Here is a 15373-nt window from a genome sequence, read left to right on the forward strand (position 1 = left end):
ATGCGTAAGGCTGGTGTACCCATACGTTTTCTTTATTGGGAATTCTTAAAGCAGTGAGGCGGCGATGCCTGAGATAGCGCTTCCACATTTGATGCAGATCCGTGCGTTCATTCGCATCGCCGACGAGGGAAGCGTGTCGCGGGCATCCGATGGATTGCTCCGTGCGCAATCGGTGGTGACTCGCGCGATCCGCGATCTCGAACAAAGCCTCACCGTTCCGCTGTTTGAACGGCACGCCAGCGGCATGCTGCTCACCCCCTATGGCAAAGCCATTCTGCCTCGGGCGCGAAGGGTCATGGTCGAACTCGAATCAATTCCCACGATGATCGGCCATGCGCCTCATGAACCGTTGTATCTTCTGAACACCCGCCGCCTGCAGATTTTTGTGAAGTTATGCGAAACACAGCACATGCAGACGGTCGCACGGTCGTTTAATCTCACGCAGCCTGCCATCAGCGCTGCACTGAAAATACTCGAGAACGGCGCGGGTAAGCCTTTGTTCGAAAGAACCGCGAGAGGCCTTCGACCCACACGAGCGAGTACTGAGATCCTCTATCCGATACGCCGGGCGTTGAACGATTTGCGCCATATTCGGGCTGATGTAGCAATGATCAAGGGCTCGCTGCAAGGCTTGGTCACTGTGGGAGCGCTGCCTTTGGGACGCACACGCATTCTACCGCAGGCTTTCGTGCGGCTGCTGGTCGACCATCCCGGGGTTCGAATCGCCACGAACGAAAGTCCCTTCAACTTGCTGGCATTAGAATTACGCGCCGGAGATGTGGATTTCGTCTTTGGAGCGCTGCGAGGGCAGGATTACGCGAGCGACTTATTCGGCGAAAAATTGATTACCGAGGAGATGGTTATCCTCGCTGGCCGCGGTCACCCTTGGCTGGGCCGTGCCGTTACCCTTGATGATCTTGCCAGCGCGAGATTGGTGCTTCCACGCGCCGACACCCCTGCCAGGCTATTGCTGGAAACCCATTTCGCTGGACTCGGACGTAAAGCACCGGAGCCCGTCGTGGAGACGGGCGATATGGCGATTATCAGGGGGCTGCTTATGCGCTCGGACATGCTGGCGATCGTTTCAGAACACCAGTTGGAATACGAGATTGCTTCGGGTGAACTTCAACGGCTGGATCTAAAATTGCAGGACACTCACCGTTCCATTGGGCTTATATACCGAACCAATGGCCTGCATTCTCCCGCCGCCGAAGCGCTCATCAAAAAAATCCGTGAAGTCACCCAAGAGGTCCTGGAAGGGGGTTAGGTCGCGATGGCGGGCTGCCGCCCGGCCACCGAGTAAGTAACCTGCTGATTGCGGGTTTTCTGGAACTCCTCCAGGGACATGCCCTTCATCGCTGAATAAATGTGCAGATTTGATACACCAACGACAGCGCCGAGCTTCTCCAGCAAAAAGAAAATCACGCCGTATTGAATCAAACCGCGCCAATCTCGAGCTTGAAGCAATTGCTGCTCTTCTTCCGTTAATTGATGCTCGTCAAACAATAGCTGAGGATCCCGCAGGAATTGCGCGCGCCAGGACGGATCGATGAGGTTGTGAAGGAACCGATTGAGTCGATAAGCCTGGTGGCTGCGTTCCAGAGTGAACGGGTAAGTGCCCTCGAGCTTTTCCACGCCTGCCAATTGATGGTTGATGTGAGCGCGATGACGCTGCAGGACGTCAACCGGGACGTCACGAGACCGGTTTTCCAGAAGCAGCGTCGCAATCCCTGTCATTGACGGCAAATAGTAATCTTTATGCAGAACATGGACGTTGGCCGACAAGGCGCCGCGCATAATAAGCCACGTAATGACCTCCGAACCTTCCATGCCGCCTAACGTGGCGTATTCGGCCAGTGTGATTTCGGTGAGACGCTCGGGATCGTTAACAAACAGATCGACAAATTGCTCGTCCCATTCAGGGTTATTGAAACCGCAGCGTTCACCGTGCACCTGATGCGAAACGCCACCCGTTGCCACTATCGCGACGTCCAAGTCGTCAGGGTAGCTTTCTATGGCGCGCCGCAGTGCCTTCCCAAGGTTGTAACACCTCTTTGCTGACGGTATCGGAAACTGCAGCACGCCCACTTGCAGAGGCACCACGTCTACAGGCCAACCTTCTTTGAAAGGCATGAGCGCGGACATAGGCGAAAACAGACCGTGGTCGACTGGCTTGTCGCGAAAGAATGACATGTCGAATTCGTCTGCCATCAGACTGTTGCCGATGTGTCGCGACAATGCAGAATGACCGCCGATTGCCGGAAGGTCGCGCTTGCCACCGCCTTCGTCAGCAACTTCGTAGCGCTCGTCCACCCCCAGTGCGAAAGCGGAGTAGTGATCGAAGAAAAATGATGTGACGTGATCGTTGAAGATGTAAAAAAGCACGTCGGGCTTTTTGTCAGCCAACCAGTTTTTGATGGGCTTGAAGCTTTCAAAAATGGGCGCCCATGCTGCCTCTTCCTGCTTGTCATGATCGACGGCGAAGCCGATGGTCGGCGTATGTGAGACGGCTAATCCGCCGATTATTCGAGCCATGTCAGGCCTCCATGATTAAACGTTGGTACCGAGCGCGTTTTGCGCGCTCGACAGTTGTTAATGGCCAAGTTGAGCGTTCAACTGCCCCATGTTGGCTTTAGGGCCTGCCATGATCGAGATAGCGGCCAGCATCGATGGAATGCCGAGCACGGCGAAAATCACATTCATGGGTAGCCCCAGACTCAACAGAGCGCCGCCGCTCATCGAGGCAAGGATGCCCCCGGTACGTCCGATGCCCAGCATCCAGCTCACGCCAGTGGCGCGAAAGTCGGTTGGGTACTGTCCCGGCGCAAAAGCGTTGAGCCCGGTCTGAGCCCCGTTGATACAGAATCCGGCTGCGAATACCAGCACGCCCAAAGCAGTGGTTCCGACTTCGACAAAACCGAGGGCAAAGATGCACAGCGCACCGCTGATATAGGCCAGGGCGATCATCGCTTTTGGGTTGAATCGATCCATCGCGGCACCGACCAGTACGATGCCGATCAGCCCACCAAACTGAAACATAGCGGTGATGATGGCCGCGCGCTCAAGGCTGACGCCAGCATCTTTGATCAAGGTCGGCATCCAGCCAGTCAACAGGTAGATGACCACCAGCCCCATGAAATAGGTGCACCACAAGCTCAGGGTGCGACCCCGATATTGGGGTTCAAAAAGGCGCTGCACCTTGTTTCCCGCTTTCTGGGTGATGGCAGCCGTTGTGGCAAATATCACGTTGTCGGGGAAGCAGCCTCCCATGCGTCGTAGCACAGACATGACCCGACGCCGTGGAAATCCGCGATTGATCATCAGGTCAACCGATTCAGGTAGCAGGAGGTAGAGAACCGGCAGCAGCAACAGTGGCAAAACTCCCCCCAGTAATAACACGGCGTGCCAACCCAGTTGCGGCACCATCCACGCAGAAATGAACCCCCCTGATGCCGACCCCAGGCCGAAGCCCATGAACATCAATGTAATAAGCAAACCTCGCAAGCGCTGGGGGATGTACTCCGACAAAAGCGTCGTACTGTTCGGCATTGCCGCGCCCAAACCTAGTCCGGTCAGAAAACGTAATGTTGCCAACCCCATCGGCGAACTGGCGGCTGCACTAAGCGCACTGAAAATACCAAAGGCAGCCACGGACAAGAGCAGTACACGTCGACGCCCGAAACGGTCTGAATAAGGGCCCGATACAAGTGCACCTACCGCCAGCCCAACCATTGCCGCTGCCATGATCGGCCCGAAGGCGGCCCGGGAAATATTCCAGTCCTGGATGACCGCTGGCGCGATGAAACCCATGATCGCGGCATCTAGCCCGTCAAATGTAACAATAAGGAAGCACAGCAGCAGAATCAGCCACTGATAGGGTGTAACAGAGCGTCCATCGATCCATTGTTTGATGTCCACGGCAGAGCTGTTCATGGATTTACCTTTTTATTATTGAGGCCTGAATCAGCGAGGCCGGCCCGGGCTTGCGTTTCAAGCCAAAGCTTAAATTAAACGCGGCCAGGCTTCGTCTGTGAACTGTTTAAACAGAGATCCCTTTTATTTATTGGATAACTTCTAGCGCCCCGCATGTGGGTACAGCGAGTCCACCAGGAACTGCCAGTTGAAAGGGTCTTGATAACCGATTTCCCGGTCCGCCATCGCGTCGACCAATCCTCGCTGCGTAGCGACGATTGCCTGGCTCATTGTGGGTGTTACCCCGACATCTGCGGCCGTCTTGGCGACTTCTTCCATTTCTTCGGCGCGCCTGCGCCCATGTTCTGCAACGCGGCTAATCAGATAGTGCGGTTGTGCCGCATTCCACCCCATGCCAGGGAAGCTCTTGTGCAGTGATGCCAGCACCATTTCTTCGGCATTGTATTGCCGCGCCGTTGAAAGGCACTCAGTGGTCAGTGCCTCAAGGCCCTTGATCATGATGCTGCGGCACATCTTGATCGCCGATGCCACCCCGATGCTATCGGCGACGACCCGAACATTAAAACCCAGAGGCTCAAGCCACCGGGCCAGCGCGGCAGCCTCTGTACCACCCAGCAAAATAGGCGTTTGCAGCCGCTGTGGCGGGACTGGAGCCATCACGGCCGCATCTATGTAATGGGCGCCGCAAGCTCTCAGTGCAGCTTGAGCGGCTTGCTTGGTGGCAGGGGCAACGGAGTTAATGTCCATGAACAGCTGGCCTGGCTGTAGCGCCTTTGCGAGCTCGGTGGCAACCGATAAAGCGGATCCGGCCGTCACTGCCGAAATCACCAGTTGAACATTCTGAACAGCTTCGACAGCTGATTCACAGGCTTCGACATTCGCTCTCTGCGCCTTGGTTTTGAAAGCATCACGTCGGGCCTCTTCGTTGAATAGACGGTCATAAATCTGCACCGATACGCCCGTCGCAGCTAGGTCCTGGCCGATGATCCCACCGGCCTCGCCAAAGCCAATTACGGCTACGCGTTGTAGTGAATTGCTCGTTGTCATTTTGGCGTTTCCTCAAGGGGCCGGGGGGCAACTTCAGATAAGGGATGATCGGTGGCCAGGCAGGCGTTGAAGCGCTGTTGGTCGAAGAGCTTTTCCCATCGGCAGATCACGAACACAGCGACGCTATTGCCGATGACATTGGTGGTCGATGTGGCAATGGCCAAGACGCGATCAATGCCGAAGAGCAGGCCGAGCGAGCCAAGCGGTAAAATCCGCACCGACTCCAGGGTCGCTGCCAGCTTGATGACAGCACCACCTGCTGCGCCGGCGCCGCCTTTGGAGGTCAGCAACATCACCGCGAGCAAGCTCAGTTGCTGCTCCCACGTCAACGCGGTATCGGTTGCCTGAGCCAGAAATCCCAAGCCACAAGCCATGTAAAGGCACGCGCCATCAATGTTAAAGCTGTAGCCGGCCGGCAGAACGAAGCCGACAACCGCCTCATCGCAACCTGCCTGGGTCAGCTTGGTGACCAGCTTGGGGAACGCTGCTTCACTAGAAGCAGTGCCCATGGCGATGACAGCTTCCTCTTTTATGACTCGAAGTATCTGGAGGATCGAAAAGCCGGCCATAGCCGCCACACTGCCCAGAATCAAGAAGATGAAAATCATGACGCTGGCGTAGTACGTGAGGATGTAACGGAGCAAATACAGCAGCGTTTCAGAGCCGAAGCTGCCTACAGCAGCCGTCATGGCCCCGAAAGCGCCAAGAGGGGAGAGCCGCATGATGTAGGCCAACAACTTGAACGTGACGGTCTGACCTTCATTCAGCAGACGCATTCCGACCCAGTCCGGCTTGGCACACCGTGCGAGCGCGACTCCAACCAGCACCGATACGAACAGCACCGGCAAAATGTCGCCCTCCACGAAAGCAGAAGCCAACGTCTTGGGAATTATGGAGAGGAGAAAGTGCTCCAGGCTGAAGCCGCCGTTGGACATGGCGGCATTGACCGTGGCGGCTTGGCCTGCGGCGAGGCTATTCCCCATATGCGCATGCAATCCGTCACCAGGCCGGACCAGCGATACCACGGTAAAACCTACCACCATCGCAAGACTACTGACCACTTCAAAGTAGACCAGCGTCTTGATGCCAATCCTTCCCAGCCGGCGAAAATCGCCAATGTGGGCGATGCCGTGCACGACGGTAAAAAAGATGATAGGGCCGAGAAGCATTTTCAGAAGCGCGATGAAGGCTGTCCCAAAAGGCTTCATCTTCATTGCGATTTCGGGAGCCAGCAGACCGAGTGCAATGGCTAACGCCATTGCGATGAGGACTTGTATGTAGAGCTTTGCGAGTAGTTTCATGGCTCTCTCGACAGTTATTTTTGTTGTCGAGAGAAAGGGTGGCACGACCGGCCACCCTGGGATAATGCGTTCAGCTTGTACTGCTATACCTTTCGCTTATGCCGCTGCTGTTATGGGGCGAATCTGGCGCTGCGGCATCCACAGCCGTCAAGTCTGCTCCTGTGGCATCTGGCAGGCACAGCGCGGCCAAAAGGCCGATCAGGTACGAGCCGATCGCGAACGAGCCCATGGCCACCGGCAAGCTCATGTGCACAGATCCAAAACCGACCGCAGCCGGCATGATGGACCCGAAGCCACGACCGAAGCTGGTGCAGAATCCGGCACCGTTGGCGCGCAGGCGAGTGGGATAAAGCTCAGAGAACGCCAACGGTAGACCGGAAGCCAATCCCCCTTGAAACGCGCCCAGGAGTAGTCCCAGCGCCAGGATGATACTCATGGGGATATCAGCGAACATGTACACGGATACCACCAGCGCCTGACACACTAAAAACAGTATGAACGCGCGACCCCGGCCAATGCGATCACTGAGCAGGCCGTAAACGAAGGGGCCGATCAGTGAGCCGATGATGTTCACGGCCAAATAGCCCGATGTCGAAGCGATCGGCAGGTTTAACACCGTGCGCATATACGTCGGTAGCCAGGTGATCATGATGTAAGCACCACCAAAAATGCCGCTGGCAAGCATAGTGCTGATGATCGTGACTCGCCGATGTTCAGCAGCAAAGATGGCTTTGACATCTATATCTTTGCTGTTTTTGCGACTTTGATTGAAGGCGGCGGACTCGGGTACCAGCCGACGGATGAACCAGATCAGCAGGGCGGGAAGCAGGCCAATGGCAAAGAAAGCGCGCCAGGCAATGTTGTCCGGCAAGAAATTGAATAATACCGGCATGGTGGCCAGAGAGATCGCATAGCCGACGGCATATCCACTCTGCACCGAGGCGGCGACGCGCCCACGCAAAGCGGGTTTTATCGCCTCGCTGATTAACACCGCTCCGACGACTGCTTCACCGCCGTATCCAATACCTTGTAAGAAACGGACCGGCAAAAAACTCCAGAAGCCTGTACAGAAAGCGCCCATGCACGTGAACACTGCTACCCAAAGCACCGTGGCTTGCATCACTTTGATCCGACCGTAGCGGTCGGCCAACATGCCCGCGCCCCATCCGCCCAAAGCGCTGCCAATAAGTGAAACGGATCCCAACAGACCAGCGTCCGACTTGCTCAGGCTGAGCAGTGTCATCAATACCGGCATCATCAACGCGAAAATCGTCGCGTCCATGGAGTCGAGAGTGAAACCACCGAAACACGCCCAGTAGGTACGTTTCTCGGTGGACGTTAGATCGGAATACCAACCCAGTCGCATGTGTCGATCCTTGTTGTTTTATGACAATGAGACCGAGGCTACACGGTGGCGGTTGTGAACAAGACCTGATTGCTTTATCGAGCAGGCGCTTTTTTTTATAGGACAGCGCTGACCATGGTCGTGCTTGTGCAACTTCGTCATAAGCGCTACGTCACGACCGGTGAATCGCCCCGGGTTTCATAGACACCTTCAAGCCTCATAATGAGGCCCAAATAGGAGGTGCCATGAGTCGTCAGCGTTACCCCGAAGAATTCAAAATCGAAGCGGTCAAGCAAGTGACCGACAAACGCAAACCTGTCGCCGACGTTGCCCAGCGCCTGGGCATGTCCGTTCACAGCCTCTATGCCTGGATAAAGCTCTACAGCAAACCTCAAGAGCTGCGTCAGCAAGACGATGACCAGCAAGTCGAGCTGCGTCAGCTTCGCGCCGAACTCAAGCGTGTGACTGAAGAACGAGATATCTTAAAAAAGGCCGCCGCGTACTTTGCCAAGGAGTGCGGCTGAAGTACGCCTTCATCAAGAAGCACTCGATTGATTACCCGGTGCGGCGCCTTTGCCAAACCCTCAAGGTGCACCCCAGCGGCTACTATGCCTGGCTGGTCGAGCCTCAATCTGCCCGAGCGAAAGAAGATCAACGTCTGCTTGGCTTGATCAAACACGCTTGGCTGGAAAGCGGAGGTGTATACGGCTACCGCAAAATTCACGATGACCTGCGTGAGCTGGGAGAGGCATGCGGACGAAATCGAGTCGGGCGCTTGATGCAGGTGGAGGGGCTGCGTTCGCAAACAGGTTACCGGCGGCGCCCAGGGTTTTACGGTGGAAAGCCAACAGCGGCCTCGCCCAACCACCTCGCGCGGCAGTTCAAGGTCAGTGAGCCGAACAAGGTTTGGGTGACAGATATCACTTACATCCGCACCTATGAAGGATGGCTCTACCTAGCGGTAGTGCTGGATCTGTTCTCACGCCAAGTAATTGGTTGGTCAATGAAACCAAGGATGTGCAGCGACCTGGCTATCGACGCAATGTTGATGGCTGTGTGGCGACGCAAGCCACAGCAGCAAGTGATGCTTGACTCAGATCAAGGTAGTCAGTTCAGTAGCTCAGATTGGCAAAGCTTCTTGAAGGCTAACAATGTGATCAGCAGCATGAGCCGGCGGGGAAACTGCCACGACAATGCCGTAGCCGAGAGCTTTTTCCAGCTTTTGAAGCGGGAGCGAATCCGACGAAAGATCTACACAACGCGTGAAGAAGCCCAAAGTGATATTTTCGATTACATCGAGATGTTCTATAACCCTAAACGCCGACACAGCAGTGCTATGCAGCTGTCTCCAGTAGAGTATGAGAAACTCTATTTTCTGAGCTTGGGGAGTGTCTAGAAAACCCGGGGCGATTCAGTAGTGGGAAGCTGAGTTGCTGCAGAAGCTTTCCAATTTCGATGCCGATCTCGAAAAATGGGCGTCGGAATGAGAATAGTGCTATCGCTATTCCTCTCTCTGCGGCTCCAGTGTAAGGAGTCGAGCTGTGGTGACCGCGGCTTGGAGATCAAGATGGCTTGAGGCGAACGACTTCATGAGGAGCGGGCGAGGAAGGGCCCAATCCCATTTCTCTCGGATCATGTTTTCAACATTTTCCAAAATCGGCTCTACGTTCGAGATGTCCATTTGACCGACCACGCGCAACGCTCGCAATGTGTCCTCCGCGCCGAATGCAACTTCCAGGAATAGCCCGGTGTTTTCACACTGAATGCCCACATGCCTGAGCAACAAGGCCAGCGCATCGTTGGTGTAATCCCCTCGCCAGGTTGCCACATGGCTTACGCTGGCAGAGCCAATTATCGCCGCGTCACCCAACCCGAGAGCCCGGAAGTTACTCCGAGCCTCGTCCAGGAGAGCTTGAGCGTGTTTGTCCAGGAAGGGACAGGACGTGGTTTCCACCAACACGTTTCGCATTTCAAGCCTGACACGATCATCCACCTGGGCACCAAGCCCATCAAACTGAGGAGGCTCGCCGCCCCGAGCCGGCGTGACCACTATCACCTTCGCTTCAAGGTCGACATCCTGAACCTGCCAACGCCTTCCACCGAAGATGATGCGCTGTCCCTTGGTCAGGGGTTTGCTGACGGGCAGCGAGCCAAGTGGCTTCCCATCCCGGAGCAAACGAAACTCTTCATCGCTTGTGAAGGCGGTGTAGAACTCATAGTGGTTGATCAACCGCTCCCCGAGTTCGCCTGGTAGCAGAAGCCCTGAGCTGTCTTGGACGATCAATTCCTTCTCACCCATACCCTTGAGCAAAGCCAGGAAATCAGGCTTGGTTACGCTCGCAAAACTGCCGCTTGCTATGAGATTTCCCCATAATTGCGCCGCCGAGGCACCGCCGAGCTGAGCAATCGAAGACAAACACTGCTGCACCAGTGTCGAGGCGTGTAGGCCTCCCGACCGAGGCGGCTCAAACCATCCACTGATCAGCAAGCGGATCATAGCGACCGTTTGGACAAGGCCCTCACGTAATTGATCGGAGAGATCCGACTTAACTGTTAAAGGGCGCTCCCGGCAGTATGCCCTGAGCATCGCAGGCTCACCGGGTCGACGACCAGAGCGGCCAAGCCGTTGCCTGAGACTTGCCACAGAGGGTGGACAGCCGATCTGAGCGACCGTCCTGATACTACCGATGTCTATACCCAGTTCCAGGGTGGTAGTGCATACGGCAGAAGCTGGAGGATCTCCCGCTTTCAACGCCCGCTCGGCATCCTGGCGTAGCTCCTTGGATAAGCTACCGTGATGCGGCCAGAACTCGTTCGGTACACCATCGTTTTCGCATAGTGAGCGCAGACGGTCGGCAAACCATTCAACCTCTTGGCGTCTGTTGGGGAAGATCAGGTTGTTATGCCCCCTCAGCACCTTGTACAGGTGACCTGCGATAGCCACTTTGGTACCTGAGGTGTCTTCCTTCTCTGCGCCTTCATCTGTTGACGCATTCCCCGAGTGCTCCACCACCAGCTGCTGCATGGGCTGCTCAATGTAGCCGCGCACCTGTACCTGGAGCTCTTGGCCAGAGGACTTTGACTCAATAACCGTGATGCCATCCGGGCACACTGGCCTCAGGAACTTGCGGGCCAGCGACATCTCCCCAAGCGTCGCCGAAAGCCCTACACGAGGCAGCGTTCTACCCACGACAATTTCAACCCGTTGCATGAGCGATTGCAGCTGCTTTCCACGCTCACTTCCGATGAAGGCATGAAGCTCATCGACGACGATGTAGCGAAGGTTCTGAAAAGCCCCAGCTAAGCTTGAGCCTCTGTTTACGAATAGAGCTTCTAGGGACTCCGGAGTGATCAGCAAGATGCCCTCAGGCGATTTCAAAAACCGTTGTTTCTTGCTTGCTGCCACATCGCCATGCCAAGCAACGGCGGGCAGTTCGAGCCTCTCACATAACCGGCTAAGCCTGTCCCACTGGTCATTGATCAGCGCCTTGAGCGGGCTGATATACAGCACCGCGCCTGCTGGCTCACTGTTGTTGAGCAGGTTGGTCAGGATCGGCAGGAATGCGGCCTCTGTTTTACCTGCGGCAGTGGACGCTGCAATGATCACATCGCGATCGGCGCCCACCAATGCCGGTACCGCCCACTCCTGCGCATCACGCAGAGACGTCCACCCCTGTGACCAGATCCATTGCTGAACCTCCGGGTGTAAACGCTCGAACGAAGAAGAGTCAGAGCTTGAAGCTAGCGAGCTCATCGTCGGCCTCAACTTCTAGATCTTGCTGCCCGGCCTCATCCTTGGTCAGCTCCACGGCCCCCAATAAGGTTCGCCAATCTGCGGTAGGGTTTTGCTCGATCACCGCGAGCAAGTTGATGAAAGCCGTAATGGTCGTGCGCGGCGTCCGGAAATATGCCTCGCCCAAGCGCTGATTGCAGTGCGCCATGAAAGCGGGGATGGCTTCATCCGGCAGCAAAAACTTCTCAGGCTCACCGTAGGCGTATACGTTGCGCAGCTTCTGCAAAAGCACGTAGAAGTCTTCAGGTGTCAGGCTGCTGAGTCGAATGACAGGCCCAGAAAGGTCGACCAGGCCAGACTTAGCAAAGCTGTTTTCAGCGAGGCGGGATTGCAGGGCAGGGTAGCTGTAGAGCCCCCGACGAGTGTCCATCAGAAACTCTGGTGTGCCGCCCAATACAAAACCCAGGCCTTCAGCGGAACCTTGCAACGAATCGTTGAGGATGCGCAGAATCTGTTCGTAATTGGCGTTACGGGCCTGGGTGTTTGCCAGTTTGTACAGGTTGACCAGTTCATCCAGGCATACCATCAAGCCGCCGAAACCAGCCAGGCGTACGAATCGTGACAGCAATTTCAGCTGGTCGTAGACAGAAGCATCATCGACGATCGTCCGCACGCCCAGCGCAGCGCGGGCGTCAGTCTTGGTGGAGAATTCCCCGCGTAGCCAACGAATGGCGTCAGCCTTGAGCTGCTCGTTACCTTCCTCGAAGCCGCGGCAGTAGGCGGCAATGACGTCGGCAAAATCATACCCATTGACCATCTCGGTGAGCTCTGCCAGGTACTCACGAATGACCGCCTCACTCTCGACACCTTTGGTCTTGGCTTCCGTCTTAGCCTGGGAGATGAACTTCTCAACGATACCCTGCAGAGCGCCGCCTTCTGGCTTGGTGCGGGTGGCCATGTTTTTAGCCAGCTCCGAGTAAAGCGAGCGCGCTTGGCCACCTGAAGCGTGAAGGCGGCGGTCTGGATTCAAATCGGCGTGCATGGTGACAAGCTTGCGCTCCATGGCGATGCCGCGCACCAGGTTTAGGAAGAAGGTTTTGCCGGCGCCGTACTCGCCAACGACGACGCGAAAAGCCGAGCCGCCATCCGCAAGACGATCCACATCTTTGAGCAGCGAATCGAGTTCACCCGCTCGACCTACCTGGATGAGATGCTGCCCAACACGGGGCACTACGCCCGCACGAAGCGATTGAATGACCGCGTCGCGATCCTTGGCTCGTATCTTACTCATAGGGCTAGCTCATCCAGAATGTCGGGGTTGATTTCGATGGGATCATCACCTTCGGTCACGGGCATGTCGAACAGCTCAAACGCTGTGTCGTTGATCCGCTCCAAGGCGCCATCCAGCATCAGTTCCATATCACTGGCTGCGTCTTCCAGCTCGGCACGGCTCCACTCAGACCGTGACACCAGAAGTCGAAGGAACGCAGAATGCTCGACGTCCAAGCCATGTACGGTAGCAAGCTGTTCGGCGCTACTTTCTTCCTGCCGTTGGGGCGCCTCGAGCTCCAGGGCGCTAGGCGTCTCAGTCAGCGATTCTTCATTGAAGACGCTGGCCAGGAGTGCCGACACTTCTGCTGTTTCTTGTTGCAAGCGAGCGACCTTGTCCATGTCCAGTGCAAAGCCAGAGCCAGTGCTTTCTGATGTCTGTGTCGCAGTGGCCAGCGCAGCATTCGCAGTCAGTGCCTCCACTCCATGGGAGGGACGAACAGCTGCACTGTGGAGGTCGCTGTAGACGAACTGCGGATCGAGGGCGAGCGACTTGTATACGCGCTCAAGGAACTTAACTTCCTGTGGCGTCACCTCGCCATCCGCTTGTGCCAGGTGGGCCAGGAAGCTTGCAATTTTCCGCTTGGCCTCGATCGTCAGCGGCTCAAGCTTCTTCTTGAGGCTTGCCAATGTCGGCGGTTGCTTCAGTTGAATCTGGAGGTGCGCCTTCAAGCGTTTTCGATGCGCGACGCAGAGGTGATCCCATGAGTCAATGTGGCCGGACAGCAGACTCACCTCTTCTAGCGAGGTGTCACCGTCTGCCGCAGCCACTGCACTGGCCAGGTCTAAAGTCACTGCTGCAGCGCTGTAAGCATCGGTCGACCGAAGAGTGCCTTCATCAGAGTCCGCTGCGAACAGGGCGATGGTGTCTTCTGCCTTGGGCGTACGGCTGCCAGAAAGCACATCGGGCTCTAATCCGATCCGCTTGCTTTCCAAGGCCCGGGCGAGTGCCACGACTTTGTCGCGGGAAAGCGCGCCGGCGGATTTGAAACGGCCTGCCAGCTCAGCGAAACTCATACAGATAGCTTCGCCGCCGACGCGTTGTGCCAACTGTTCGAGTTCGGCTTTTGCTTCAGCAGGCCAGAGTTCTGTTGGCAACTGCAGGATGGCTTCCAGACTATCTTTAGCGTCTGGGTTGCGCCCTAGATATCGACTGTAAGCGTCTAGAACGGTGGTGCATTCCTCCACTATAACCTGCAGCTTGTTACGCGTTCCTGAGGTTGCGGCGACATCGGGGAGGTCGCCCACGGCTGCTGCCGGGATGTTCAATCCGGAAGAAGCAGGGCGATAGGCAATCTTCAGCTTGGTCTTGTTCTGAAGCAGCACAATGCCGTTGGGATAACGTTTTGCGAATTCGTTTTTGAAGAGTGCTGCGAATTGCTCAGGACAACGGGTCACAGGTGTACGCCTGGAAATGTTGGGCTCTGCGAGCGCCCAGGCCAATGCCCAGCTCGGATTGAGAGGGTATTTATCCACGGCCATCTGGCCCAGCGCGACGCGCAGCGACATGGACAGCTCGTACCCATCTGCGGCACTGGCGGTGGGTTCACTCATATAGCTTTGAGGTTGAACAGAACCCGCGTCGATATGGGCGAGAAAGCGGGTAGCGTAGCCGCGGAAAGAATGGTTTTCCCCGTAGAGACCAAGCAAGCGCTCGACCTCGGCCTTGATGGCAGGGATCTCTGCCTTAGCCTGAGGATCGCTCGGTGCATCGATCAGCGCGCGGCGTTCAAGCCCGTAAAAAAACAGGAACACGTATCCCGCATCCGCAGGCTGGCGGCGACCTCCCGCCAACCATTGCAGGTACGCTCGCCGCGCCTCAGGCGTGATGCTTCGGTAACTTGGCCAATAGGGCATCTGCCGCTCGGTAAGGCTCATGGGTGAGCGTGCGATTCGAAGCGTGGCATCAATCAGGGACGGTTCAGTCTGACCGAACTGGGTTGCCCGCTCGGAGATGTAGAGCATTCCACCCGGGATAGCCAATCCGGCCACGGTGATGGACTCACCTTCTGCAAGCCAGCGAACCCCCATGGGCTTTGCACTTGGCTTTGGAATGGCGTAGCTCTGACTATCGCTGGACGAACCGACTTGGACAGTATGGAAATCTCGCTCGCGGGTACCGGTGCCGAACTGGACGTTGAGACTGGGGGAGGTTGCCTGTCGAGATTCAGCGGCGATCTCCGCAACAATGTCATCCTCAGGCGCGTAGAGCTTTGCCTGGGTGGCGCGTCTGACGGCCCATACCAACGCACCTATGCCCAAGATAACTCCAAGGGCGATCCACGCTTGCTTTGGAACCTGCGCCAAAAGGGCAACAACGAATAACAAGGCGTACAGAGCGATCGGCCCGCCGCCGCTCCCTTTGCGCTTCCGTGGCATATGAGTATTCCGTACAGTTAGTAATGGCCAGATGACATTCTTACGGATTTTACGAGGCGGGCCAAGCGGAACAGACGACGGGAGCGCTGGGCGAGATTACTTAAACGGATCCCCAACAGAGCCATCTGCTTACATGGCTATGTCAGGGCTGTGTTGCGGGAGGTGAAGGGATCGCGGCGCGGCTCTTGATACGCCCAATTTTCAGTGAGGCCATCATCTTGGTAGTGTCTCGCGATGGGTGATTAAACCCAAGAGTACACATGTACTCCTTCGCACCTCAGGCGCCTCAACTGGTCTATTGAGGCA

The 15373-nt window shown here is 56.4% G+C and carries 10 protein-coding genes; 2 read left to right on the forward strand and 8 right to left on the reverse strand.

The window, feature by feature from the left end; genetic code table 11:
- Window positions 1–64: 64 nt before the first annotated feature.
- A complete protein-coding gene (locus F474_RS01710) occupies window positions 65–1267 on the forward strand; it encodes a LysR family transcriptional regulator (protein WP_097086843.1) in 1203 nt (400 codons plus the stop codon).
- Here F474_RS01710 and F474_RS01715 read toward each other — a convergent pair.
- The 5 genes from F474_RS01715 to F474_RS01735 all read right to left on the reverse strand — a co-directional run bounded on the left by F474_RS01715 (window position 1264) and on the right by F474_RS01735 (window position 7647).
- Complete coding sequence (locus tag F474_RS01715; protein ID WP_097086846.1) at window positions 1264–2535, reverse strand: gallate dioxygenase; 1272 nt, start codon at window positions 2533–2535, stop codon at window positions 1264–1266. The genes F474_RS01710 and F474_RS01715 overlap by 4 nt on opposite strands.
- Window positions 2536–2592: 57 nt before the next feature.
- Window positions 2593–3933: an aromatic acid/H+ symport family MFS transporter gene (locus F474_RS01720; RefSeq protein WP_097086848.1), complete on the reverse strand. Its 1341-nt coding sequence runs from the start codon at window positions 3931–3933 to the stop codon at window positions 2593–2595.
- 141 nt (window positions 3934–4074) lie between these two features.
- Complete coding sequence (locus F474_RS01725; RefSeq protein ID WP_097086850.1) at window positions 4075–4980, reverse strand: NAD(P)-dependent oxidoreductase; 906 nt, start codon at window positions 4978–4980, stop codon at window positions 4075–4077.
- Window positions 4977–6281 (reverse strand): cation:dicarboxylate symporter family transporter, encoded by a 1305-nt coding sequence (locus F474_RS01730; protein WP_097086852.1) that lies wholly within the window; start codon window positions 6279–6281, stop codon window positions 4977–4979. Before F474_RS01730 ends, F474_RS01725 begins: the two co-directional genes overlap by 4 nt.
- A gap of 70 nt (window positions 6282–6351) precedes the next feature.
- On the reverse strand, window positions 6352–7647 hold the full coding sequence (locus F474_RS01735) for an MFS transporter (protein ID WP_097086854.1): 1296 nt from the start codon (window positions 7645–7647) through the stop codon (window positions 6352–6354).
- A gap of 224 nt (window positions 7648–7871) precedes the next feature.
- Between F474_RS01735 and F474_RS01740 the strand changes: the two genes are divergently transcribed.
- A protein-coding gene (locus F474_RS01740; protein WP_116562216.1) for an IS3 family transposase occupies window positions 7872–9022 on the forward strand; the annotation gives its coding sequence in 2 pieces (ribosomal slippage) (window positions 7872–8106 and window positions 8106–9022; 1152 coding nt in all).
- Between the two features lie 105 nt (window positions 9023–9127).
- Here the strand turns inward: F474_RS01740 and F474_RS01745 are convergent.
- From F474_RS01745 to F474_RS01755, 3 genes are read right to left on the reverse strand one after another with little or no spacing between them, the layout of a single operon-like run.
- Complete coding sequence (locus F474_RS01745) at window positions 9128–11311, reverse strand: DEAD/DEAH box helicase (protein WP_176510719.1); 2184 nt, start codon at window positions 11309–11311, stop codon at window positions 9128–9130.
- Between the two features lie 43 nt (window positions 11312–11354).
- Entirely contained in the window at window positions 11355–12650 is a 1296-nt protein-coding gene (locus F474_RS01750; protein WP_017135672.1) for an ATP-binding protein, read from the reverse strand.
- Complete coding sequence (locus F474_RS01755; RefSeq protein ID WP_097084243.1) at window positions 12647–15067, reverse strand: TerB N-terminal domain-containing protein; 2421 nt, start codon at window positions 15065–15067, stop codon at window positions 12647–12649. Before F474_RS01755 ends, F474_RS01750 begins: the two co-directional genes overlap by 4 nt.
- Window positions 15068–15373 lie beyond the last annotated feature (306 nt).

The organism is Pseudomonas sp. URIL14HWK12:I12 (assembly GCF_003097135.1).
Lineage (GTDB): Bacteria > Pseudomonadota > Gammaproteobacteria > Pseudomonadales > Pseudomonadaceae > Aquipseudomonas.

Coding starts and splice junctions, on each gene's coding strand:
- F474_RS01710 (WP_097086843.1), top strand. CDS start 65: ATGCCTGAGATAGCGCTTCCACATTTGATGCAGATCCGTGCGTTCATT.
- F474_RS01715 (WP_097086846.1), bottom strand. CDS start 2,535: ATGGCTCGAATAATCGGCGGATTAGCCGTCTCACATACGCCGACCATC.
- F474_RS01750 (WP_017135672.1), bottom strand. CDS start 12,650: ATGAGTAAGATACGAGCCAAGGATCGCGACGCGGTCATTCAATCGCTT.
- F474_RS01720 (WP_097086848.1), bottom strand. CDS start 3,933: ATGAACAGCTCTGCCGTGGACATCAAACAATGGATCGATGGACGCTCT.
- F474_RS01755 (WP_097084243.1), bottom strand. CDS start 15,067: ATGCCACGGAAGCGCAAAGGGAGCGGCGGCGGGCCGATCGCTCTGTAC.
- F474_RS01730 (WP_097086852.1), bottom strand. CDS start 6,281: ATGAAACTACTCGCAAAGCTCTACATACAAGTCCTCATCGCAATGGCG.
- F474_RS01725 (WP_097086850.1), bottom strand. CDS start 4,980: ATGACAACGAGCAATTCACTACAACGCGTAGCCGTAATTGGCTTTGGC.
- F474_RS01735 (WP_097086854.1), bottom strand. CDS start 7,647: ATGCGACTGGGTTGGTATTCCGATCTAACGTCCACCGAGAAACGTACC.